This window comes from Streptomyces sp. NPDC002845, assembly GCF_053591955.1.
Genome location: NZ_JBSFUU010000001.1, coordinates 59,925 through 83,879 on the forward strand (window position 1 = coordinate 59,925; position 23,955 = coordinate 83,879).

Annotated in this window: 17 protein-coding genes; 11 read left to right on the top strand and 6 right to left on the bottom strand. The window is 71.0% G+C overall.

The genetic code is table 11. From position 1 onward, the window contains the following. Positions 1-14 precede the first annotated feature (14 nt). The 3 genes from ACWD3C_RS00250 to groL all read left to right on the top strand — a co-directional run bounded on the left by ACWD3C_RS00250 (position 15) and on the right by groL (position 3,641). Positions 15-857: a polysaccharide deacetylase family protein gene (locus ACWD3C_RS00250; RefSeq protein WP_451138383.1), complete on the top strand. Its 843-nt coding sequence runs from the start codon at positions 15-17 to the stop codon at positions 855-857. 685 nt (positions 858-1,542) lie between these two features. Beyond that, positions 1,543-1,851 carry a co-chaperone GroES gene (groES, locus tag ACWD3C_RS00255; RefSeq protein ID WP_008747517.1) on the top strand — a complete coding sequence of 103 codons (309 nt, stop codon included), beginning with the start codon at positions 1,543-1,545 and terminating at the stop codon, positions 1,849-1,851. Positions 1,852-2,015: 164 nt separating this feature from the next. Then, positions 2,016-3,641, top strand: a complete 1,626-nt coding sequence (gene groL / locus ACWD3C_RS00260; RefSeq protein ID WP_451138385.1) for a chaperonin GroEL — start codon at positions 2,016-2,018, stop codon at positions 3,639-3,641. Positions 3,642-3,716: 75 nt separating this feature from the next. Here the strand turns inward: groL and ACWD3C_RS00265 are convergent, their stop codons facing one another. The 4 genes from ACWD3C_RS00265 to ACWD3C_RS00280 form a co-directional block, all read right to left on the bottom strand. Next, a complete protein-coding gene (locus ACWD3C_RS00265) occupies positions 3,717-4,424 on the bottom strand; it encodes an ester cyclase (RefSeq protein ID WP_451138387.1) in 708 nt (235 codons plus the stop codon). 110 nt (positions 4,425-4,534) lie between these two features. Further along, on the bottom strand, positions 4,535-5,308 hold the full coding sequence (locus ACWD3C_RS00270; protein WP_451138389.1) for an SDR family NAD(P)-dependent oxidoreductase: 774 nt from the start codon (positions 5,306-5,308) through the stop codon (positions 4,535-4,537). A gap of 9 nt (positions 5,309-5,317) precedes the next feature. Further along, positions 5,318-6,853 carry a multicopper oxidase family protein gene (locus ACWD3C_RS00275; RefSeq protein WP_451138391.1) on the bottom strand — a complete coding sequence of 512 codons (1,536 nt, stop codon included), beginning with the start codon at positions 6,851-6,853 and terminating at the stop codon, positions 5,318-5,320. Positions 6,854-6,988: 135 nt separating this feature from the next. Continuing rightward, complete coding sequence (locus ACWD3C_RS00280; protein WP_451138393.1) at positions 6,989-7,675, bottom strand: MOSC domain-containing protein; 687 nt, start codon at positions 7,673-7,675, stop codon at positions 6,989-6,991. Between the two features lie 80 nt (positions 7,676-7,755). Here ACWD3C_RS00280 and ACWD3C_RS00285 point away from each other — a divergent pair, with 80 nt between their 5' ends. Then, entirely contained in the window at positions 7,756-8,652 is an 897-nt protein-coding gene (locus ACWD3C_RS00285; protein WP_451138395.1) for a LysR family transcriptional regulator, read from the top strand. 160 nt (positions 8,653-8,812) lie between these two features. Here the strand turns inward: ACWD3C_RS00285 and ACWD3C_RS00290 are convergent, their stop codons facing one another. After that, positions 8,813-9,142 (bottom strand): WhiB family transcriptional regulator, encoded by a 330-nt coding sequence (locus tag ACWD3C_RS00290; RefSeq protein WP_451138397.1) that lies wholly within the window; start codon positions 9,140-9,142, stop codon positions 8,813-8,815. Positions 9,143-9,532: 390 nt separating this feature from the next. On the opposite strand from ACWD3C_RS00290, the gene ACWD3C_RS00295 reads away from it, so the two are divergent. The 4 genes from ACWD3C_RS00295 to ACWD3C_RS00310 all read left to right on the top strand — a co-directional run bounded on the left by ACWD3C_RS00295 (position 9,533) and on the right by ACWD3C_RS00310 (position 14,079). Continuing rightward, positions 9,533-10,144, top strand: a complete 612-nt coding sequence (locus ACWD3C_RS00295; RefSeq protein ID WP_003948568.1) for a response regulator transcription factor — start codon at positions 9,533-9,535, stop codon at positions 10,142-10,144. A gap of 388 nt (positions 10,145-10,532) precedes the next feature. Next, positions 10,533-11,108, top strand: a complete 576-nt coding sequence (locus ACWD3C_RS00300) for a sigma-70 family RNA polymerase sigma factor (protein ID WP_060901477.1) — start codon at positions 10,533-10,535, stop codon at positions 11,106-11,108. Between the two features lie 178 nt (positions 11,109-11,286). Then, complete coding sequence (gene guaB / locus ACWD3C_RS00305) at positions 11,287-12,792, top strand: IMP dehydrogenase (RefSeq protein WP_451138399.1); 1,506 nt, start codon at positions 11,287-11,289, stop codon at positions 12,790-12,792. Between the two features lie 162 nt (positions 12,793-12,954). Continuing rightward, positions 12,955-14,079: a GuaB3 family IMP dehydrogenase-related protein gene (locus ACWD3C_RS00310; RefSeq protein ID WP_451138401.1), complete on the top strand. Its 1,125-nt coding sequence runs from the start codon at positions 12,955-12,957 to the stop codon at positions 14,077-14,079. 699 nt (positions 14,080-14,778) lie between these two features. Here the strand turns inward: ACWD3C_RS00310 and ACWD3C_RS00315 are convergent. Beyond that, entirely contained in the window at positions 14,779-15,987 is a 1,209-nt protein-coding gene (locus ACWD3C_RS00315) for a nucleotide sugar dehydrogenase (protein ID WP_451138403.1), read from the bottom strand. 273 nt (positions 15,988-16,260) lie between these two features. Between ACWD3C_RS00315 and ACWD3C_RS00320 the strand changes: the two genes are divergently transcribed. From ACWD3C_RS00320 to ACWD3C_RS00330, 3 genes are all read left to right on the top strand, one after another. Next, positions 16,261-17,967 carry a glycerol-3-phosphate dehydrogenase/oxidase gene (locus ACWD3C_RS00320; RefSeq protein ID WP_451138405.1) on the top strand — a complete coding sequence of 569 codons (1,707 nt, stop codon included), beginning with the start codon at positions 16,261-16,263 and terminating at the stop codon, positions 17,965-17,967. A gap of 581 nt (positions 17,968-18,548) precedes the next feature. Continuing rightward, the gene (locus tag ACWD3C_RS00325; protein WP_451138407.1) at positions 18,549-20,675 is read left to right on the top strand and encodes a serine/threonine-protein kinase; all 2,127 of its coding nucleotides are present in this window, start codon (positions 18,549-18,551) and stop codon (positions 20,673-20,675) included. 220 nt (positions 20,676-20,895) lie between these two features. Then, positions 20,896-23,934, top strand: a complete 3,039-nt coding sequence (locus tag ACWD3C_RS00330; protein WP_451138409.1) for a protein kinase — start codon at positions 20,896-20,898, stop codon at positions 23,932-23,934. The last annotated feature ends 21 nt before the right edge of the window (positions 23,935-23,955 follow it).

Here is a 23,955-nt window from a genome sequence, read left to right on the forward strand (position 1 = left end):
TGGGGCTGCTGGTGATGTTGGTTCTCGCCGGGTGCGGTCAGTTCGCCGCTCCGGTGGGAGGGGCGGGAGGTTCGGGAGGGCCGGGGGAGGGCCCGGGGGAGCGGGATGAGGGGAAGCCGGTGGGGGATGCCTCCGCCCGGGTGGAGGAGGCTCATCGGCGCTGGGGGCTGGACGAGCCGCTCGCCCCGGCTCCGAAGGTGCCCGACCGTCCGTCCATCCCGCGTGCCGCGGCCCCGGGGCTGGCGCCGGTCGTCGACCGCGTCCCCACCCGCGACAAGGTCGTCTTCCTGACGTACGACGACGGCGCCGAGCGGGACCCGCACTTCGCCGACCTCGTCCGCGAACTGCGGCTGCCGGTCACCCTGTTCCTCACGGACACGGTCGCCGGGCCGGGGTACGCCCACTTCGCCCGACTCCGGTCGGTCGGTGCGAGCGTCCAGAACCACACCCTCGACCACACCTCTCTGCGTGGCCTGCCGTACGCCGGGCAACGTGCCGAGATCTGCGGTCAGCAGCACAAGCTCAAGCAGCGGTTCGGTATCCGCGCGACCCTGTTCCGGCCGCCCTACGGCACCTACGACGACACCACGCTTCGTGCCGCCGCCGACTGCGGTGTGTCCGCCGTCGTGCTGTGGCGGGCCTCCCTGCGGCCCGACGGTCTGCGGCCCCATGCTTCGCGGCCCGAGGGCCGGCGCCACGAGTCCGGCACCCGCCTCCGTCCCGGCGACATCATCCTGGCCCACTTCGGGGGCCCCGAGCAGTTGCACGGCCCCTCACCGACCGAGCTGACGACACGGCTCCTCCGCCGCATCCAGGGGGAGGGGCTGACGGTGGGGAGACTGGAGGACTACCTCTGAGGGTGGGGGCGCGGGGATGTCTTTCTCGCCCCCGCCGCCCCTACCCGTCCCATCCCAAGGGGCTGCCGCCCCTTCGACCTCGCCAAGGGGGCTGCGCCCCCTGGACCCCGACAGGGGGTGGGTGTCGGGGTTGTTGGGGGACTGCGAGTTGTGTGTGGCTGGTCGCGCACTTCCCCGCGCCCCTGAAGGGGCGCGGCTCCAGCCCGGAGCAGCACCCATCAGCCCGGCCAGGCTCTCCAGCCCCGTGCCAGGTCTCTCCAGTCCCGCGCCAGCCTCTCTGCTCCCGCGCCAAGCCCCGACTCTGCGCCGAGCCTTTGCAGCCCCGGCCGGGCACCCTCAGCCTGTCCGGCGTTTGAGGACGAGGCCGAAGGCCGATCCCACAGCAACCCCCACCCACCCGCAGACAACCCACCCACCCCCAGGGGGTCCAGGCGGAGCCCCGGCGGTGGCGGCCACCCTCGGCCGCCAACAGCCCGGGGGCACCCCCGGACGCCGCGCCGCGCCGCAGGCAATTGGCACTCCGCTTGACCGAGTGCTAATCGCGGTCATAGTCTCAGGTCTGGCACTCCCCCCTGGAGAGTGCCAACAACGCGACGGGCAGGTCCGGCACCCGCGACGACGGATCGACCTGGTCGCCACCTCAGACAGTTAACCCCGTGAGATCTCCGAAGGGGGAGGTCGGATCGTGACGACCGCCAGCTCCAAGGTTGCCATCAAGCCGCTCGAGGACCGCATTGTGGTCCAGCCGCTGGACGCCGAGCAGACCACGGCCTCTGGCCTGGTCATCCCGGACACCGCGAAGGAGAAGCCCCAGGAGGGCGTCGTCCTCGCCGTGGGCCCGGGCCGCTTCGAGAACGGCGAGCGCCTGCCGCTCGACGTCAAGACCGGCGACATCGTGCTGTACAGCAAGTACGGCGGCACCGAGGTGAAGTACAGCGGCGAGGAATACCTCGTCCTCTCGGCCCGCGACGTGCTCGCGATCATCGAGAAGTAGGGGGGTCTGGGGGTCACCCCCAGAAACCCGGCACTTCGAAGCACATTGCTTTCAGCTGCGCCCCTGGCTCCCCGCGACCATCAATCAGCCGGGCGCCCGGGGCGCAGTTCGTTCACCCATAGCACCCACAGCACCTCTAGATTCCCGAGAGGGCCAACGCTCCCATGGCGAAGATCCTGAAGTTCGACGAGGACGCCCGTCGCGCCCTCGAGCGCGGCGTCAACAAGCTTGCCGACACGGTCAAGGTGACGATCGGCCCCAAGGGCCGCAACGTCGTCATCGACAAGAAGTTCGGCGCCCCCACCATCACCAACGACGGTGTCACCATCGCCCGCGAGGTCGAGGTCGAGGACCCGTACGAGAACCTCGGTGCCCAGCTGGTGAAGGAGGTGGCGACCAAGACCAACGACATCGCTGGTGACGGTACGACCACCGCCACCGTGCTGGCCCAGGCGCTCGTCCGCGAGGGCCTGAAGAACGTCGCCGCGGGTGCCTCCCCGGCCGCCCTGAAGAAGGGCATCGACGCCGCCGTCGCCGCGGTCTCCGAGGAACTCCTCGCGACCGCCCGCCCGATCGACGAGAAGTCCGACATCGCCGCCGTCGCCGGGCTGTCCGCCCAGGACCAGCAGGTCGGCGAGCTCATCGCCGAGGCGATGGACAAGGTCGGCAAGGACGGTGTCATCACCGTCGAGGAGTCCAACACCTTCGGTCTGGAGCTGGACTTCACCGAGGGCATGGCCTTCGACAAGGGCTACCTGTCGCCGTACATGGTGTCCGACCAGGAGCGTATGGAGGCCGTCCTCGACGACCCGTACATCCTGATCCACCAGGGCAAGATCTCCTCGATCCAGGACCTGCTGCCGCTGCTGGAGAAGGTCATCCAGACCAACTCCTCCAAGCCGCTGCTGATCATCGCCGAGGACGTCGAGGGCGAGGCCCTGTCGACCCTGGTCGTCAACAAGATCCGCGGCACCTTCAACGCGGTCGCGGTCAAGGCCCCCGGCTTCGGCGACCGCCGCAAGGCGATGCTCGGCGACATGGCCACCCTGACCGGCGGCACCGTTGTCGCCGAGGAGGTCGGCCTCAAGCTCGACCAGATCGGCCTGGACGTGCTGGGCACCGCCCGTCGCGTCACGGTCACCAAGGACGACACCACCATCGTCGACGGCGGTGGCAAGTCCGAGGACGTCACCGGTCGCGTCGCCCAGATCAAGGCCGAGATCGAGACCACGGACTCCGACTGGGACCGCGAGAAGCTCCAGGAGCGCCTCGCGAAGCTGGCCGGCGGCGTGTGCGTGATCAAGGTCGGCGCCGCCACCGAGGTGGAGCTGAAGGAGAAGAAGCACCGTCTGGAGGACGCCATCTCCGCGACCCGCGCCGCGGTCGAGGAGGGCATCGTCTCCGGTGGCGGCTCCGCGCTCGTCCACGCCGTCAAGGTCCTGGAGGGCAACCTCGGCAAGGAGGGCGACGAGGCCACCGGTGTCGCCGTCGTCCGCAAGGCCGCCGTCGAGCCGCTGCGCTGGATCGCCGAGAACGCCGGCCTGGAGGGCTACGTCATCACCTCGAAGGTCGCCGAGCTCGACAAGGGTCAGGGCTTCAACGCCGCCACCGGCGAGTACGGCGACCTGGTCAAGGCCGGCGTCATCGACCCGGTCAAGGTCACCCGCTCCGCCCTGGAGAACGCCGCCTCCATCGCCTCCCTCCTCCTCACGACCGAGACCCTGGTCGTCGAGAAGAAGGAAGAGGAGGAGCCGGCCGCCGCGGGCCACGGTCACGGGCACGCCCACTGACGTACGTCGGTAAGTCGCACTGAGGTCCGGTACCCCTCGGGGTACCGGACCTCAGCGCTGTCCGGTCCGCTCGTCCTAGGTCTCCAGCGCGTCGAGCGCACCGAGCTGCGCCATCAGCCCCAGCCGGTCGTACTGCCACCAGCCCTCGACGATCTTCCCGTCCGGAGTGAACCGGAAGACGGTCGTGCCGGTCATGGAGGCATTCCTCCCGGTCGCCGCGATTCCCAGGAACTCACCCTTGTGGGTTCCGTTCCAGCTCCACCGGGTGCACACCCGGTCGCCCTCGGCGATCTGGTCCTCGATGGTGAACGTGAAGTCGAAGGCCTTGCGCCACATCTCCATCTCGCGCCGGATGTTGTCCAGCCCGAGGGTGTCCTGCTCGTTGGCCGGGTCGTGGTCGTGGTAGTTCTCCACGATCAGGTCGTTCAGCGGCGGCAGTTCACCCTTGGCGCCGATCGCTTCGAAGGCCTTGCGCGCATTGGTGGCGTACAACTGCTCGTCCCGCACGACGTCCAGGTCCGTGAACTTCGGCATCTCGTCGCAGAGTGCCACCATCTCCTGGAAGATCCGGTCGGTCTCCGGAAGGTTCGAGTTCCGCATAGCCTCCTCGTACGACGGGAACTCCACGATCTCGACGAAGTGCGACGCGTCGGACCGGTCCTTGCCGATGATGTTGTGCGTCGCGGTCCGCTTGCCCCTGGTCTGTTCCACCCAGGTGTCCATCAGCTGGTTCATCTCGTCGAACCGGCTGGTCTTGCAGTCGATGAGCTGTACGAATGTCATGACGCCGCCTCCCGGCCCCCCTGGGTTCCGGTTGTCACGCCCATTTTCCCACTGGGGACGCGGCGTCACCTCTCCTGATGTATCTCTATGTATCTCTCGACGCCGGGCGCCTACTGAGGCCCGTACTTCCGCCCCGTCCGCGATGAGACCCCGCCCAGCAGCCCTCGCGGCACCACCTTCACCACACCCATCAGCGCCTTGTACCGGGGGTCCGGGACGGACACCGCCTTGCCGCGGGCCAGGTCGGTGAGGGCCGCCGTGACCAGCTTGTCGGCGTCGAGCCACATCCAGCCCGGGATGTTGTCGGTGCCCATCCCGGCCCGCTGGTGGAACTCGGTGCGGACGAATCCGGGGCACAGGGCCATCAGCCGTACGCCGGTGCCGGCCAGGTCCCGCGCCGCGCCCTGCGTGAACTGCACGACCCACGCCTTCGACGCCCCGTACGTACCCCGCGGCACGAACGCGGCCACCGAGGCGACGTTCACGACCCCGCCCCGGCCGCGCTCCCGCATGCCCTCGGTCGCCGCCGAGGTCAGCCGGAGCACCGCCTCACAGTGCACCTTGAGCATCTTCAGTTCGTCGGCCATCGGCACGTCGAGATAGCGGCCCTTGTTGCCGAAGCCCGCGTTGTTGACCAGCAGGTCGACGGGGTTCTTGCGGTCGGCGAGCCGGTCGGCCACCGCCTCGATGCCCTTGTCGGTCGCCAGGTCGGCCGTCAGCACCTCCGCCTCGATCCCGTGCCGGTCGTGCAACTCCGTGGCCTGCTCACGCAGCCGCTTGGTGTCGCGCGCCACCAGGACGAGGTTGTGGCCGTCAGCCGCCAGCCGCCGCGCGAAGGCCGCACCGATGCCCGCGGTCGATCCCGTAATCAGAGCCGTTGTCATGGCCCAAGATTAGTGACCCCGGCTGTGCGCTTTCGCCCGCCCATGGGCCTCGTGGCCCGCGGGTATGCCGGCCCGCTGCCCCTTCTCGACCACCACGAACTGGCCCATCATCCCCCTGTCTTCGTGGTACAGCAGATGACAGTGGTACATGTACGGCGTGTCCGGATCCGCCGGACCGTCGAAGCGCAGAGCCACCCGCATGGTCGTGCCGTCGGGTATGAACACCGTGTCCTTGGGGCCGCGCAGGGCGGGCGGGGGTGTCTCCCCGTTCACGTCCAGGACGCGGAACTGCACGTCGTGCACATGGAAGTTGTGCGGCATGCCGTTGTTGTTGCGGACCGTCCACACCTCCGTCGTTCCCCGCGTGACCGTCTCGTCGACGCGGTCCATGGCCATCGCGCGGCCGTTGATCCCGGACCTCTTCAGGTCGAAGTGCCGTCCGCGCACGGCGTCCGCCCCGTCCGGTGTCTCCGACTCGACCAGCTCGGACGGCAGTTCGGGAGAGGAGCGCAGGCGCTGCGCGGCCCGCAGTTCCAGCACGTCGAAGGAGTCGTCGCCCCCACTGAACCGCCGCTGCCAGGCGTCCCCGTAGTTGTCCTGCGGGAAGCTGCGCAGCGTCACGCGCTCGCCCGCCCGCATCCGTACGACGATCTCGGCCCGCTCGCCCGGCGACAACTGGATCCGGTCCATGGCCGCCGGCCGCTCCAGCAGGCCGCCGTCCGTCGCTATCAGTGAGAAGTCGCGGTCGTCCGGGAATCCGAAGGCGTAGGTGCGTGCCGTCGAGGCGTTGAGCAGCCGCAGCCGGACGAGTTCGTCACCGACCTCCCGGTACGGGTTCAGCGTGCCGTTGACCATGGTGCGGTCACCGAGGAAGCCGACGTTCTGCATGATCCCGCGGCCGTGGTCGAACCGGGCGCCGTCGAAGCGGACGTCCTGGACTATGACGGGGAGGTCGTCGACGCCGTACCTCTTCGGCAGGGCGAGCCCCGCCGACTTCTCGTCGTCTATGAGGAACATGCCGGCCAGACCCCGCTGCACATGGCGCTCGGTCGCGCCGTGCGGATGCGGGTGGTACCAGAGCGTCGCCGCCGGCTGGTCCACCGTCCAGCGCGGACTCCAGGAGGCGCCCGGCGCGATCATCTGGTGCGGGCCGCCGTCCATCCGCGCGGGCAGGTGCATGCCGTGCCAGTGCACGGTGGAGGCCTCACCGAGCCCGTTGTGGACGCGCACGCGGACTTTCTCACCGCGCTCCGCACGCAGCGTCGGGCCGAGGTACGTGCCGTTGAAACCCCAGGTCGGCGTCTTCCGCCCGGCCTCGAACTCCGTCCCGCCCGCCCGCATGCGCAGGTCGAAGACGCGCGTGCCGTCCTGGTCGACGGACGACTTCGCGAGCGGCGGTATCGCCAGCGCGTTGTCGAACGACGCCTTGCCGACCGTGCTGACATCGGCGCCCGTCCACAGCCACGCGAACAGGCCGCCGACCGCCACCGCGGCGACGGTGACGACCGAACCGAGAACGATGAGAACCCGCTTGAGCCGAGACATGCTTCGAGCGTCCCCGCCCGCGGACCTGTGATCATCCGGGATCGTCCCTGGCCGGCCCCTGATCCAACCCCCGTCCGTTTCCCGGGGTTTCCCCCTAGGAGCCGTGCGGGGCCCGAACTCCGGGCACCGCCGGCGCTACTCGCCCGCCTCGCCGCTCCCGCCGTACTTCGCCACGTGCTCCTCCGCGGCCTTCCGCGACTCCGGATGCAGCGCGTCCCCCGCCGCCAGCAGCCGGGGCAGGAGTTCCCTTTCCGTGGTGACGGCGCGGAACTGCAGGGCCACCGTGACGTCGTGGGCCGGGCGGTGGACGATCTCGATGGAGTCTCCCGCCCGGACCTCGCCCGGCTCGATGACCCGGAGGTACGCGCCGGGCGCGCCCTGCCGCGTGAAGCGCTTGACCCAGCCCCGTTCGCCCAGGTGCTCCTGGAAGGTCAGGCAGGGGATGCGGCCACAGGTGACCTCCAGGACCACCTCGGGACCGATCCGCCAGCGCTCGCCGATCAGCGCGCCGGAGACGTCCAGACCCTCGGTGGTGAGGTTCTCGCCGAACATGCCGTTGCGCAGCGTCCGGCCCAACTCGCCTTCCCAGCCGTCGAGATCCTCGCGAGCGACCGCGTACACCGCCTGGTCGTCGCCGCCGTGGTGGCGCGTATGACAGACCGCGTCCCCGGCCACTCCGCCGGCGCCGACTCCCTTCGGGCCAGGCGCGGCGATCCGTAGCGGTCCGCCCACCGGCTGCTTGTCGATTCCTGTCACGCCCTCCGGCTGGTCCGTGTATCTGACGGCCTTGGGGCGCCCCACGTTCAGGGAAAGAAGCTTCATGACGGCACGCTAAGCGACGGACAGTCAAAGCGTCCACGCGATATTCCGCAGCGCATCCAAGGGTCACTTATGCTCTGAGGGTGATCGAGGCCCGTCATCTCCGCGTCCTGCGCGCCGTCGCCACCACCGGTTCCTTCTCGGCGGCGGGACGCGAACTGGGCTGCACACAGCCCGCGGTCAGCCAGCAGATGAAGGCGCTGGAGGCGTCCGTGGGCACGCCGCTGCTGGTCCGCACCGGTCGCGAGATGCGGCTGACGCAGGCAGGAGAGGCGCTGGTCCGGCACGCGGCCGCGATCCTCGCCGGGCTGACCGCGGCCGAGGAGGAGGTCGCCGCGATCGCGGGCCTGCGGGCCGGGCGCGTCCGCCTCGTCTCCTTCCCCAGCGGTAGCTCCACCCTCGTCCCCACCGCCCTCGCCGCCCTGCGCGCCGCGCACCCCGGCACCCGGGTCTCCCTGGAGGAGGCCGAGCCGCCGAAGTCCGTGCAGATGCTGCGCGACGGCGACTGCGACATCGCGCTCGCGTTCCGGTACGAGGGCGCCGCGGGCGTCGAGGAGTGGGACGACCTGGTCGTACGCCCCCTGCTCACCGACCGGCTCGTCGGCCTCGTACCCGAAGGGCACCGGCTGGCCCGTACGGAGTCCGTCGCCATCGGCGAACTCGCCGGGGAACCGTGGATCGCGGGCTGCCCGCGCTGTCGCGGACAGCTGGTCCAGGTGTGCGCGAGCGCCGGGTTCACGCCCCGCATCGACTTCGCGACCGACGACTACCCGGCGGTGGTCGGCCTGGTGGGCGCCGGCCTCGGGGTCGCGGTCCTGCCGGAGCTGGCCATCGAGTCGGTGCGTGCGAAGGGGGTGCGCACGGTGACGGTCGAGCCCCTCGTACGCCGGGAGATCGTGGCGCTCACCCTGCCGGACCTGGCACACGTGCCCGCGGTGGCGGCGACGCTGGAACAACTCGCCGGGGCTGCCGCCCGGTAGGCGCACCCGGAGGGGATGCCTGTGACGGAGGCACGGGTACGCGCGCGTGGGGCGGAAGCAGAGGCACACGCGCGTGTGCCCGGCCATGCGGTCAGCGGTCACATGTCCTGTGCGCCGGCGTGCGGACAGGACATGTGACCGCTGATGCAGAAACGTTCCTTCAGGTGTTCGAGGCGGTGTCGCTCCCCGTGGCGGACGCCGACACCAGTCGGTGGCGCGCCCGGCCCATCAGTTCTTCGCGCTCGTCCTCGGTCAGCCCGCCCCACACGCCGTACGGCTCGCGCACCGCCAGGGCGTGGGCCGCGCACTCTGCGCGGACCGGGCATCTCATGCAGACCTCTTTGGCCGAGTTCTCACGTGCGCTCCGTGCCGCACCGCGCTCACCCTCCGGGTGGAAGAAGAGCGAGCTGTCGACGCCGCGGCAGGCCGCGAGGAGCTGCCAGTCCCACAGGTCCGCGTTCGGGCCGGGAAGGCGGGAGAAATCTGCCATTACGTGTCCCCTTGTTGCCGTTCTGGGCGGAGATGGTGGCCATGACCGTACATCTGCGATCTAAGGAGATGAAAATATGACTCATTGCGAATCTAGTCACAGACACCAGCAAAAGGGAAGGAAAGGGTCCGAATGGGGCATGGCTTGTGATGAAACGTTGAGGGTCCGTTGCGCATGTCTGCACCGTGTCCGCCCCCTCACGTAGAGTGCCGAAGGTGGCCGGCCGCCCCGTAACTCTTTCGAGTGACCGTCGTTGAGAGTGCCGAGGCGGTTGAAGGAACAAGCGCTCGGGCAGGCGTCAGTGTTCGCTTGCGAGTGTCGACCGCACAGGTGACGATTCGTACCAGCCTGGAGGCTCAAGGTGACGCGCATCAGCTGCGGAGGGCGGCCATGACATCCGTCCTCGTCTGCGACGACTCCCCGCTTGCCCGAGAGGCGCTCCGCCGCGCGGTCGCGACCGTGCCCGGCGTCGAGCGCGTGACGACGGCGGCCAACGGCGAGGAAGTCCTCCGCCGCTGGGGTGCCGACCGCTCGGACCTGATTCTGATGGACGTACGCATGCCCGGACTGGGCGGCGTCGAGACCGTACGACGGCTGCTGTCCGCCGACCCCGGTGCGCGGATCATCATGCTCACCGTCGCCGAGGACCTGGACGGGGTGGCGCTCGCGGTCGCCGCCGGTGCCCGGGGCTATCTGCACAAGGACGCCTCGCGTGCCGAACTGCGTGCCACGGTCACCCAGGCGCTCGCCGACCCGACCTGGCGGCTCGCCCCGCGCCGGCTGCGTTCGGCCGAGATGGGGGCCGCGCCGACCCTCACCGCCCGTGAGATCCAGGTCCTCGAAGGCATGAGCCACGGCCGCTCCAACGCGGAGATCGGCCGCGAGCTGTTCCTCTCGGAGGACACCGTCAAGACCCACGCCCGGCGGCTCTTCAAGAAGCTCGGCGCCTCGGACCGCGCGCACGCCGTGGCGCTCGGCTTCCGCTGGGGTCTGGTTCGCTAAGTGAGCCGTAGCGACCCCGGGGAAGTCCGGACACGCACCGGCGGCGACACGAGCCTCCCCCACTCTCGGCTTCGCCCGAGCGGGAGGTACCCCCATCGCGGCGGGCGCGGGAACGCACCGGCGCTTCCCCGGACCCGCTCGGCGGGGGTGCGGAAATCCCCGTCTACCGCAAGGTGGGTGGGGGTGGCAAACGGGCCCGTGGGGTGCCCGCTGCTCGTTTCGCCGCGGATGCCGCATCCTTGGAGGTGTGGAGTTCCTCGGGGACGAGTCGGTCGAGCGGGAGGGGAGGGCGCAGGAGATGAGTTCCGGCGCACCTGCTCATAACGCTTCGGTGCACAACAACGGGCGCGGTGCCACGGATCGGACGGCCGCAAGGCACCATGGACCGATGCGTGACGACGAGACGACGGTGATCGGTGCGCTCGTCCATCGCGCCGTAGACGGAGACGAACAGGCCACGCACGACCTGCTCGCCCATGTCCACCCCCTCGCGTTGCGCTACTGCCGCACCCGTCTGTCCCGGCTTCCGGGTGACGCGCGGCACTTCGTGGAGGACCTGGCGCAGGAGGTCTGTGTGGCCGTCCTCCTCGCGCTGCCGCGCTACAAGGACACCGGGCGCCCCTTCGAGGCGTTCGTCTTCGCCATCGCCGCGCACAAGGTCGCCGACCTGCAGCGCGCCGCGATGCGTCACCCCGGGTCGACGGCCGTGCCCTCGGACGAGATGCCCGAACGGCCCGACGACTCCCTCGGCCCCGAGGAACGCGCTCTGCTCAGCAGCGACGCCGAATGGGCCAAGAAGCTCCTGGCCAACCTTCCCGAGAACCAGCGCGAGCTGTTGCTGCTGCGGATCGCGGTAGGGCTGACGGCCGAGGAGACCGGTCAGATGTTGGGGATGTCACCCGGGGCGGTGCGAGTGGCGCAGCACCGGGCGCTGAGCCGGCTGCGGGCGCTGGCCGAGCAGTAGGGGGCCGGCCTTCCGGCCCCTGATGAACAGGAGACTCCGGCCCCCGGATGAACAGGCGACTCGCCCACTCCGTACGAACATACGAAGCCCGGGGTCACCTCGAACCGTGGAATGAGAGAGCCATGCTTCCCGTTAGCATGGACATCCGCACCGATCAAGGCCATTTGGGGAAGGTGTCATGACTGCCAACGTCGACGGAGTGCCCGGAAAATTCGCGACACTCGGGCTGACCTACGACGACGTGCTGCTGCTGCCGGGCGCATCCGATGTGCTGCCGGGCGCGGTCGACACCTCGTCCCGTGTGTCGCGCAATGTGCGCGTGAACATCCCGCTGCTCTCGGCGGCGATGGACAAGGTGACCGAGGCGCGCATGGCGATCGCCATGGCCCGGCAGGGCGGTGTCGGTGTGCTGCACCGCAACCTCTCCGTCGAGGACCAGGTCAACCAGGTCGACCTGGTGAAGCGCTCCGAGTCCGGCATGGTGACCGACCCCATCACGGTGAACCCGGACGCGACGCTGGCCGACGCCGACGCCCTGTGCGGCAAGTTCCGCATCAGCGGTGTCCCGGTCACCGACGCGGCCGGCAAGCTCCTCGGCATCGTCACCAACCGTGACATGGCCTTCGAGACCGACCGCTCGCGCCAGGTCCGCGAAGTCATGACGCCGATGCCTCTGGTCACCGGCAAGGTCGGCATCTCCGGCCACGACGCCATGGAGCTGCTGCGCCGCCACAAGATCGAGAAGCTTCCGCTGGTCGACGACGCGGGCGTCCTCAAGGGCCTCATCACGGTCAAGGACTTCGTGAAGGCGGAGAAGTACCCGTACGCCGCGAAGGACGCCGAGGGGCGGCTGCTCGTGGGTGCCGCCGTCGGCGCCAGCCCCGAGGCGCTGGAGCGGGCTCAGGGCCTGGCCGAGGCCGGTGTGGACTTCCTGGTCGTCGACACCTCGCACGGGCACAACAGCAACGCCCTCAACTGGATGGCGAAGATCAAGTCGAGCGTGGACGTCGACGTGATCGGCGGCAACGTCGCCACGCGCGACGGAGCCCAGGCGCTGATCGACGCCGGTGTCGACGGCATCAAGGTGGGTGTGGGCCCCGGCTCCATCTGCACCACCCGGGTGGTCGCAGGCATCGGTGTCCCGCAGGTCACCGCCATCTATGAGGCGGCCCTCGCGGCCCGCGCCGCGAGTGTGCCGGTGATCGGTGACGGCGGCCTGCAGTACTCCGGCGACATCGGCAAGGCGCTGGCCGCCGGTGCCGACACGGTGATGCTCGGCAGCCTCCTCGCGGGCTGTGAGGAGTCGCCCGGTGAGCTGCTCTTCATCAACGGCAAGCAGTTCAAGTCGTACCGCGGGATGGGCTCCCTCGGCGCCATGCAGTCCCGGGGACAGGGCAGGTCGTACTCCAAGGACCGCTACTTCCAGGCCGAGGTGGCCTCCGACGACAAGCTCGTGCCCGAGGGGATCGAGGGCCAGGTGCCCTACCGCGGCCCGCTGGCCAACGTGCTGCACCAGCTCGTCGGCGGTCTGCGCCAGACCATGGGCTACGTCGGCGCCGCCACCATCTCCGAGATGGAGTCCAAGGGCCGCTTCGTCCGCATCACCTCGGCCGGCCTCAAGGAGAGCCACCCGCACGACATCCAGATGACGGTCGAGGCTCCGAACTACAGCCGTAACCGGTAGCCGTACGGTGCGGTGAGCGTGTCGTAAGCGGCATCCACGCGCGCGCGTGGCGCACGCCGATGTGTCGTCGAGGGCGGTCCCGGAGCAACCGGGGCCGCCCTTGTCACAGGTGTCGGGGATACTGGAAGACGCTGAAACGCAGCAGAGGGAAAGGCCACACACGTGACTGAGATCGAGATCGGGCGCGGCAAGCGCGGCCGCCGGGCGTACGCCTTCGACGACATCGCCGTCGTACCGAGCCGCCGTACCCGTGACCCGAAGGAGGTCTCGATCGCCTGGCAGATCGACGCCTACCGGTTCGAGCTGCCCTTCCTCGCCGCCCCCATGGACTCGGTCGTCTCCCCGGCCACCGCGATCCGCATCGGTGAGCTCGGCGGGCTCGGCGTGCTGAACCTCGAAGGACTGTGGACGCGCTACGAGGACCCGCAGCCCCTGCTCGACGAGATCGCCGAGCTGGACGCGGACGACGCGACCCGCCGCCTCCAGGAGATCTACGCGGCTCCCATCAAGGAGGAGCTGATCGGGCAGCGCCTCAAGGAGGTGCGCGACTCCGGTGTCGTCACCGCGGCGGCGCTCTCGCCGCAGCGCACGGCGCAGTTCTCCAAGGCCGTCGTGGACGCGGGCGTCGACATCTTCGTCATCCGCGGTACGACGGTGTCGGCGGAGCACGTCTCGGGGGCCTCCGAGCCGCTGAACCTGAAGCAGTTCATCTACGAGCTGGACGTCCCGGTGATCGTCGGCGGCTGCGCCACGTACACCGCGGCCCTGCACCTGATGCGCACGGGCGCGGCCGGTGTCCTCGTCGGCTTCGGCGGCGGCGCGGCGCACACCACGCGCAACGTGCTGGGCATCCAGGTCCCGATGGCCACCGCGGTCGCCGATGTGGCCGCCGCCCGCCGGGACTACATGGACGAGTCCGGCGGCCGGTATGTGCACGTCATCGCCGACGGCGGGGTCGGCTGGTCCGGTGACCTCCCGAAGGCGATCGCCTGCGGCGCCGACGCCGTGATGATGGGCTCCCCGCTGGCCCGCGCCACGGACGCGCCCGGCAAGGGCCACCACTGGGGCATGGAGGCCGTCAATGAGGAACTGCCGCGCGGCAAGAAGGTCGGCCTCGGCACCGTCGGCACCATCGAGGAGGTCCTCACCGGCCCCTCGCACACCCCGGACGGCTCCATGAACTTCTTCGGTGCCCTCCGCCGCGCCATGGCCACCACCGGCTACAGCGAGCTCAAGGAGTTCCAGCGCGTCGAGGTGACGGTGGCGGACTCGCAGCACAAGAGGTAGGCCGTACGGCGTCAGAAGGCCCGGACCTGCGCGGTCCGGGCCTTTGGCGTCCCCAAGTGGCCCTGGTGGGGCGCGTTTTACGGCGGGGGGCGCATGGTTGCGTTCGGGGCGAATGCGCGTGGGAGGGCCGTGCCGAGGCGATAGTGTCCGTTTCCGGCGACCCAGTTCTCTGGGGTGCCCCCTTCCAAGGACATCGTTCCGGACCCCGGCCGTCGGGGCCCGGCCCGAGTTCCAACGGACCGCCTGACCGGGTCATCGGGCGGCGTCGTGGAAGGGGGCGCCCATGGGACGCCACCGCAGGCCCACCCGCTGGGATCGCATTCGGCTTCGGCTGGTGAAGTTCCGGAGGAGGTGGATCTTGCGGATTTTCGGATGGTGAGCGGCCACCCCTACAAGAACTAGGGGTGGACACTCCGTGAACCATCCAGGAGCCTGCCGCAGTACCCGCTGCGGTGGGCTCCACCTTTTTGTACGGTACCGGATCCGCCGTTGGGCGGCATGGTTCCGGAGGAGGTGGATCTTGCGGATTTTCGGATGGTGAGCGGCCGCCCCCAAGGAGACTAGGGTGGACACTCCGTGAACCATCCAGGAGCCTGCCGCAGTAGCCCCTGCGGTGGGCTCCACCTGCCCGTACGGTAGCGGCGGACCCGCCCCGCACGCCACCAGCCCCAGAGGCACGGACACCCGCACGCGCCCCTTTCACAACCGATGCGCCGCCCCCGTCGGCGTGGCCCCCCGCGTGTCCAGCAGCAGCTGGGCCTTCACGGACAGGCCCTGGAGGTCGTACGTGTGGTGCTGCTGGAGCAGGATCGTCAGGTCGGCGTCGGCTGCGGCCTCGTAGAGGGAGTCGGCGCGGGGGACGGGCCGGTCGAGGACGCTCCAGGCGGGGACGTGCGGGTCGTGGTAGCTGACGGCGGCGCCGAGTTCCATCAGGCGCAGGGCGATCTCGTGGGCCGGGGTGCCCTGTTGGTCGGAGACGTCGGGCTTGTAGGTGACGCCGAGGAGGAGCACGCGCGCGCCGCGGGCCGATTTGCCGTGCTCGTTGAGGAGTGTGGTGGCGCGCTGGACGACGTACTGGGGCATGCGGTGGTTGACCTGCTGGGCCAGTTCGACCATCCGGAGGGAGCGGGTCGAGCGGCCCGCCAGGTCCTGGGGGACGGCGTGGCCGCCGACGCCGGGGCCCGGGCGGAAGGCCTGGAAGCCGAACGGCTTGGTCTCGGCGCAGCGGATGACGTCCCACAGGTCGACGCCCAAGTCGTGGCAGAGGACGGCCATTTCGTTGACGAGGGCGATGTTGACGTGCCGGTAGTTGGTCTCCAGGAGCTGCACTGTTTCCGCTTCGCGTGGTCCACGCGCGCGTACCACCTTGTCGGTGAGCCGCCCGTAGAAGGCGGCGGCCGACTCGGTGCAGGCGGGGGTGAGGCCGCCGATGACCTTGGGGGTGTTGGCGGGGCCGAAGTCGCGGTTGCCGGGGTCGACGCGGCTGGGGGAGTAGGCGAGGTGGAAGTCGCGGCCCGCGCGCAGTCCGGAGCCCTCTTCGAGGAGGGGGCGCAGGAACTGCTCGGTGGTGCCGGGGTGTACCGGGGATTCCAGGATCACCGTGGTGTGCGGGCGCAGTCGGGCGGCCAGGGTGCGGGCGGCGGCCTCTACCTGGGCGAGGTCGGGGGTGCCGTCGGTGCCGCGCGGGGTGGGGGCGCAGATCACCGCCGTGCGGACGCGGCCGAGTTCGGCGGGGCTGGTGGTGGGCCTAAAGCCCTGGAAGAGCATGCGGCGGAGCTCGGCCGGGGTGAGGGAACCGCCTTCGGGGCCGGTCCTGTATCCGAGCGTGGGAATGCCGGCGGCCGCGGCGGCCTGGGCCAGCGGCAGGCCGAGCTGGCCGAGTCCGATGACGGCGAGATCTGCGGGCATGGCGTGGGCCGTCCTTCCCAGTAGCCGAAGCGGGACAGGTGCGCAAGCCCTGTGGACAGGATGGGCGAGCGCAATGTCAGACTAGGAGTAAATATGACCGATATGCGGGATTGGGTGGCTGTATTTCTCCGCGCGTCCCGGAGAGTTGTCCACAGGCTGGGGGCGACTGGTGGCCGAAGTCGGGCAAGACGATCAGAATTCTGGGCATGAGGGATGTAAGCCGACCTTCGCCGTGACAGGTGGGGCCAGCGCGACCGACAGCGGGAGGCAGCGGTGAGGACAGCGGCACTGGGGCCGGCGCAGCGCGCCGAGTCACTGGCATCAATGGCCGAGCGCGAGCTGGACGTGCTGGTCGTGGGCGCGGGCGTGGTCGGCGCGGGCACCGCGCTGGACGCCGCGACACGCGGCCTGTCCACGGGGCTGGTCGAGGCCCGTGACTGGGCGTCGGGCACGTCCAGCAGATCCAGCAAGCTGATCCACGGCGGCCTGCGCTATCTGGAGATGCTCGACTTCGCCCTCGTACGCGAGGCGTTGAAGGAACGCGGACTGCTCCTGGAACGGCTGGCGCCCCATCTCGTGAAACCCGTGCCGTTCCTCTACCCGTTGCAGCACCAGGGCTGGGAGCGGCTGTACGCGGGATCGGGCGTCGCCCTCTACGACACGATGTCGATGGTCCGGGGGCATGGCCGCGGCCTGCCCGTGCACCGCCATCTGACACGCCGTCGCGCCCTGCTGGTCGCCCCCTGCCTGAAGAAGGACTCGCTGGTCGGCGCCCTCCAGTACTACGACGCCCAGATGGACGACGCCCGCTATGTGGCCACCCTGGTGCGCACGGCCGCGTCGTACGGCGCGAAAGTCGCCAACCGCGCGCGCGTGACGGGCTTCCTGCGCGAGGGCGAACGCGTTGTCGGTGCCAGGGTGCAGGATGTGGAAGCGGGCGGGGAGTACGAGATCCACGCCAAGCAGGTCGTCAATGCCACCGGGGTGTGGACCGACGACACCCAGGCGATGGTGGGCGAGAGGGGGCAGTTCCACGTACGGGCGTCCAAGGGCATCCATCTGGTCGTACCGAAGGACCGGATCCACTCGACGACCGGGCTGATCCTGCGCACCGAGAAGTCCGTGCTGTTCGTGATCCCGTGGGGGCGACACTGGATCATCGGCACCACGGACACCGTCTGGGACCTCGACAAGGCGCATCCGGCCGCGTCCAGCGCGGACATCGACTATCTGCTGGAGCGCGTGAACTCCGTGCTGGCGGTGCCGCTTTCGCGTGACGACGTGCAGGGCGTGTACGCGGGGCTGCGGCCGCTGCTCGCCGGGGAGTCGGACGCCACCAGCAAGCTGTCGCGCGAGCACACCGTGGCCCATCCGGTGCCGGGGCTCGTGGTCGTGGCGGGCGGCAAGTACACGACGTACCGGGTGATGGCGAAGGACGCGGTGGACGCGGCGGTGCACGGGCTCGACCAGCGGGTCGCCGAGTGCGTGACCGAGGACGTGCCGCTGCTCGGGGCCGAGGGGTACCGGGCGCTGTGGAACGCGCGCGCCCGGATAGCGGCGCGCACCGGGCTCCATGTGGTGCGCGTGGAGCACCTGTTGAACCGGTACGGGGCGCTCGCCGAGGAGCTCCTCGACCTGGTCACGGCCGACCCCTCGCTGGGCGAACCGCTGCAGGGCGCCGACGGCTATCTGCGGGCCGAGGTCGTGTACGCCGCCTCGCACGAGGGCGCGCGACACCTGGACGACGTGCTGACCCGGCGTACGCGGATCTCGATCGAGACGTTCGACCGCGGGACACGCAGCGCCCGTGCGGTGGCGGAGCTGATGGCTCCCGTGCTCGGCTGGGACAAGGAGCACATCGAGCGGGAGGTCGAGCACTACGAGAAGCGGGTGGAGGCGGAACGGGAGTCCCAGCGGCAGCCCGACGATCTGACGGCGGACGCGGCTCGGTTGGGGGCGCCGGACATCGTTCCGCTGTAGAGGGACGGGTGCGGGGACGGGGTCGGGGCCGGGGCGATGGGTCCGGGGTCTGGTGGCTCGGCCGGGCGGGCGGGCGGGTCTGGTCGGGGCTGGTCGGGCCCGGTCGGGTTCGGGGCGTGAGGTGGCCATGGTGCCGGGGTGAGGCGCTGGGGTGAGTCGGACTGGAGCCGGGGCGGGTCCGGTGTCCGGTGGGCTGGTCAGGGTGCGGGTACGGGGGGAGAGTTGGTTGTGATGTCGGGCGGAGCCGGGGTGTGGGGCGGTCGGCATCGGGGTGGGCCCGGGTGAGGAGTGGTCAGGGCGCCGGGGTCAGCCTGGGCGCGAGGCGGTCAGGGCGCCGGGGGAGCCCGGGTGCAGGGCGGCCACGGCATCGGGGTGGGCCCGGGTGCGGGGCTGTCAAGGCGCCGGGGTGACTCGGGGTCGGGTGGCCGTTGCCCGGGAGGGGACGCCTCGGTGTTGGGAGGTTCTGGGCCCGGGACGGTCGGGGGTCGGACGGTGTCGGTGCGCGGCCACCCGGGGCGTGGAGTGCTTGTCGGGTGAGGGACAATGGAGGCTCTGTCGGGGCGGGTTGCATGAGGGGACGCATGTCGGAGGCGGAGCGGGGCGGGGCATCCCGTCAGGACGAGAGCGGGCGTCTCCTCGCCGGGCGGTACCGGCTGGGAGGGGTCCTCGGCCGCGGCGGCATGGGCACGGTGTGGCGGGCCAAGGACGAGACGCTGGGCCGGACGGTGGCCGTCAAGGAGTTGCGGTTCCCGTCGAGCATCGACGAGGACGAGAAGCGGCGGCTGATCACGCGCACGTTGCGGGAGGCCAAGGCCATCGCCCGGATCCGCAACAACGGTGCGGTGACGGTGTTCGACGTGGTCGACGAGGACGACCGGCCGTGGATCGTCATGGAGTTGATCGAGGGCAAGTCGCTCGCCGAGGTCATCCGGGAGGACGGCGTGCTCACGCCGAAGCGGGCCGCCGAGGTGGGGCTCGCGATCCTCGACGTGCTGCGTGCCGCGCACCGCGAGGGCATCCTGCACCGGGACGTGAAGCCGTCGAACGTGCTGATCGCCGGTGACGACGGCCGGGTCGTGCTCACCGACTTCGGTATCGCGCAGGTCGAGGGCGACCCGTCCATCACCTCGACCGGCATGCTCGTGGGCGCGCCCTCCTATATCTCGCCGGAGCGGGCGCGCGGGCACAAGCCGGGGCCCGCGGCGGACCTGTGGTCGCTCGGAGGTCTGCTGTACGCCTCGGTCGAGGGTGTGCCGCCGTACGACAAGGGGTCGGCCATCGCCACGCTGACCGCGGTGATGACCGAGGCCGTCGAGGAGCCCAAGAACGCGGGGCCGCTCAAGAACGTGATCTTCGGGCTGCTCGCCAAGGACCCCGGCCAGCGGCTCGACGACGCGGGCGCGCGGGCGATGCTCAACGAGGTGATCCACGGCCCCGAGCCCAAGGAGCCGGAGCCGGACGCGACGCGGGTCGTGGCGTTGCCGGTGGTGCCGGAGGCGGCGGCTAAGGAGCGTGCGGGCAGGGGGAAGGGCAAGGGGAGTTCGGGCGGTTCCGGGTCGGCTTCCGGGGCCGGGGGCAGGCGTGGCGAGGAGGTCGCCGAGCGGTGGCGCGGGGCCCTGCGTTCGGTGCGGAAGGCCCCGGCGGGGGCGGCCGTGGCCGGGTCCGAGAGCGCGGCTGTCGCGCAAGACACGTCCGGTGGTGGGAGCGCCTCCAGGGACAACGTTTCCGCTGGTACGGCGGCCGGGGAGGCGTCCGGCCCCGTATCGGGCAAGGCCGCCGGAGCGGCTGCCGTCGGTGCGGGAGCCGCGACGAGCGGTGTGCGGGACGTGGCCACGAAGGCGGTCAACGCCTCCTCCAGTGGCCGGACTTCGGGGTGGCCCGAGATGTCCCCGCCGGATCTGCCGCCGCGGCCCGCGCCCCGGGCTCCGCTCACCGATGTGGTGCCGAGGCGGACGCTCGTGATCCTCGCGGTGGCCGTGGTGCTGGCCCTGCTCGGAACCGTGCTCGCGCTGGCCTTCTCCCTCAGTGGCGACGACAGCGGGTCGGACGACAGCAAGAGCGCTGACACCAAGGTGGCCGTGTCGGGCGGGGTGACCGCGTCGAGCGGCGAGGCGCGGGAGAGTTCCGGCGCCAGTACGGACAGCGAGAAGACGGAAGAGGCCGGACGGTCGGATCCGGAGTCGGGCTCGGGGGCGGAGGAGTCCCCGGCCCCGAGCAACTCGCCGAGCGCGTCGGGCGGCGAGGGGGCCGGGAGCGGCGGTGGCGGCTCGGGCGACATCGCGGAATCGACGTACAACAGCAGTCAGGGGTTCACGATCGGGCTGCCGGCGGGGTGGACGTACCAGTCCACGGGGGCGGCGGGGAGTCGGTTCAGCGGGCCCGACGGGCAGAAGCTGCTCGTCGGGTGGACGACCACGCCCAAGGACGACCCGGTGGCGGACTGGAAGAACCAAGAGCAGTACATGACGCGCTCGCAGTACCAGCGGATTCGGATAGAGGCGGTGGACTACCGCGGCTGGAACACGGCCGACTGGGAGTTCACCTATGTGGAGAGCGGGACGAAGTACCGGTCGACGGACCGTGGATTCGTCGTCGACCCGCAACTCGGATACGGGCTGATGTACACGGCGAAAGCCTCGAAGTGGGACAGCCAGTTGCGTCAGGACACATGGCGGACGTTCACGGAGACGTTCCGGCCCAAGTCGTAAACCCGGTGCGGCCCATGTGTTCCGTGTGGGTGAGTTCGCGGGTGTGAGTGAGGGGGAAGACCGAAAGCGTTCGGCGCATTCGGGCGAGCGAGATATCGCATCCCCTCAATACGGGTTGCCTCCGGCACGTATCGTGAATGGCTGCGGACCGTAAGCATCCAGAACGGAACGGGACGCAAGGCGAACGGAATTGACCGACTGGGCGGCCGGGGGAGGCATCGTGGACGACTATGCGGGACGGGTGCTCGCCGACCGCTACCGCCTGCCGCTGCCGCCGTCCGACGAGTACGAACTCGCCGAGGCCCGGGCCTTCGACACGTACAGCGGGCAGGAAGTCCTCGTACGGCAGGTGCCGTTGCCCGAGGTCGTCGAGGCGGAGGTGCTCGACGCGGACGGGCTGCCCGACGGTTTCGTGGCGCGGGACGGCAGGGCGCGGGGGGCGGCCGGGGCGCGGACCACGGCCACGCGCCGGCCCGCAGATCCCGCCGTACGGCGCGCGATCGAGGCTGCTCAGGCCGCCGCGCAGGTGCCCGACCATCCGCGGCTCGACCAGGTCTTCGACGTGTTCGCCGAGGCCGGGTCGCTGTGGATAGTGAGCGAGTTGGTGGCCGCGCGGCCGCTGGCCGCCCTGCTCGCCGAGAAGCCGCTGACTCCGTACCGGGCGGCAGAGGTCGCCGCCGACGTCCTCACCGCGCTGCGGGCGCTGCACGCCCACGGCTGGGTGCACCGGAACATCACCGCCCGCACGGTGCTCGTCTGCGACGACGGGCGGGTCGTGCTCACGGGGCTCGCGGCCGGAGCGGCGGAAGAGGCCCTGTGCGGGTACGACCCCGTGCCGGTGGGGGAGTTCGAGCAGGACTGCGGTTCGGGTTCGGGCGGTGAGGCCGGGGTGCCCGGGGGCGGGCCGGGCGGTTCGCGGGCCGTCGGGCTGAGCGGGGCCCAAGGTGCCCAAGGCGTGAGCCCCGCCGGTACGGCCTCCGACGGGGATCCCGAGGCCGCGCGGCGGGCCGCGATCGAGGCGCGGGCGGGGAGCACGGGAGCGGTCGTGGACCCGAGCGCCGGGCGGCGTGCCCTCGAAGCCGGGCCCGGGAACGACGTACGGGCGGCGCGGGCCGGAGCCATCGCGGCATACCGGGCGGGTGCCCGTGCCGCGGCCCGGGTGCACGAGGAGCAGCGGGGCGGCCCGGGAGCGGCGTTGCCCGCGCAGCGGCCCCGTCCCGAGGTGACGGCAGGCAACAGCGAGGCGACGGCGTCGGCCGACGGACAGCGGGCACCGCAGACGCCCCCCGGTCAGATCGCCGACCCGTACGGCGTGGCCCGGACCAACCCCTGGCACGGCGCGCTCCCCCGCAGTGGGGCGCCCACGACCGACGGCAACGGCCGGCACGACCAGGGCCCTTCGGCTCTCGCCGACGGCACCATCGGTATCCCGGATGCCGGGGACGAGACTGCCGACGGCCTCTACCAAGGGAACTCCGGGTATGGCGTCGGCGCCCCGGGTGCTTCGGGTGCGGGAGTGTCTGCCGGTGGCTTGGGCGGGGGTGCCGGGTACGGCAGCTCGGGTACCGGGGCGACTATCGACGGTTTGGGCCCGGGGAACTCCGGGTATGGCGTCGGCGCCCCGGGTGCGGGAGCGTCTGCCGGTGGCTTGGGCGGGGGTGCCGGGTACGGCGGCTCGGGTACCGGGGCGACTGCCGACGGTTTGGGCCCGGGGGACTCCGGGCACGGCGGCGATGTTCCCGGCGCGACCGTCAGCGGCTTGCGCGGGGACGCCGGGTACGGTGCCGGCGCGTCCGGAAACCCCGGAACCGGCGCCGGAATCCAGGCGGACGGCATGCCCGGAGGCGCCACGCCCGGAGACGGCACGTCTGCCCCGGGTGACCACCCCGCCCACGGTTCCGGCGGCCCTCCTTCCACCGCCCACTGGGACCAACTCGTCACCGCCCCCAGCGCCGCCGCCCCCCGTCGTGGCCCCACCACCGCCCTCGCGGCCGAGCGCGCCCGGCAGGCCCGTATGGCTGTCGTCGGCCCCGTCACCGAGCGGTGGGCGCCCGAGCAGGCCGGGCCGGTGCACGAGAACTGGCAGTTGGCGGCGCCGATCGGGCCCGCGACCGACCTGTGGGCGCTCGGCGCGCTGCTGTTCCGGGCGGTGCAGGGGCACGCGCCGTATCCGGAGGAGAACACGGCCGAGCTGGTGCAGATGGTGTGCTCGGAGCCGCCCGCGTTCGCCGAGGAGTGCGGGCCGCTCAGGCCGGTCGTGGAGTCCCTGCTGCGGCAGGACCCCACCGAGCGGCTGGACTTCGAGGAACTGCGCGGCTGGCTGCGCTCGCTCGTGCGGTCCGCGCCGGAGCCCGAGGCGGGGGCGAACGTCGTCTCCGCGCCGCCCGTGGACCTCAGGCCCGGCGATCCGAACAGGCTGCCGATCGTACGGCGCCGGGGCGAACTCGTCCGCAGGCGCCGCGCCGGGCTGCCCGCGACCAGCCCGCACGCCCGGCACAAGCGCGCCAAACGGGAGAATCAGCCACGGCGGCTCGGGCGCACCCTGCTCCTGCTGATCCTGCTCGGGCTGGCCGCGACGGTCGCGTACGCCATGGCGTTCATGCCGAAGGCCGAGCCGAGCGGCAGCAGCAGTACGGGCAGCCGTACCGAGGCGGAGGGGGCCGGTGTCGGCGGGGACGCCAGCGGTGCCCCGGAGGCCAGCAGCGAGCCCCGGCCCGACCAGACCTCGCCCGCCGACGACACCGGTGAGGCAAGCCCCTCCCAGTCGTCGAGCGCGACCGAACCGCAGGGCAACGACCCCGAGGTCGCCCAGGGGTTCACCCTGCGCGACGACACCGAGGGCTTCCGCGTCGCCGTCGCCAACGGCTGGGACCGGACGCCCAGGAACAACGCCGGCCAGGTCGTCTACTCGCAGGGGAGCTTCGCGCTCATCGTCGTACCCGGGCGGGACAGCGCGGCCACGTACGGCAGCGATCCGCTGGAGTACCAGCGGGAGGACGAGCGCGAGTTGCAGCCGTTCCGCGACTCGACCTGGGCCACCTCCACCGGGATGCGGCTCATAGAGGTCGGTGGACTGACCATGGCCGAGGGACAGTTCACCTGGCAGGATTCCGCGGGGCGCGGGATCTACGTACGGAACCTGGCGATCCTCATCGACGGGCGGTATCACGTGGTCCAGGTCCGTGGCCCGGAGGCCGAACGCGACGAGGTGACACGGCTGTTCGAGCAGGCGTCGGCGACGTACCAGGTGACCGGCTGAGCCCCGGACACACCGGCCGGC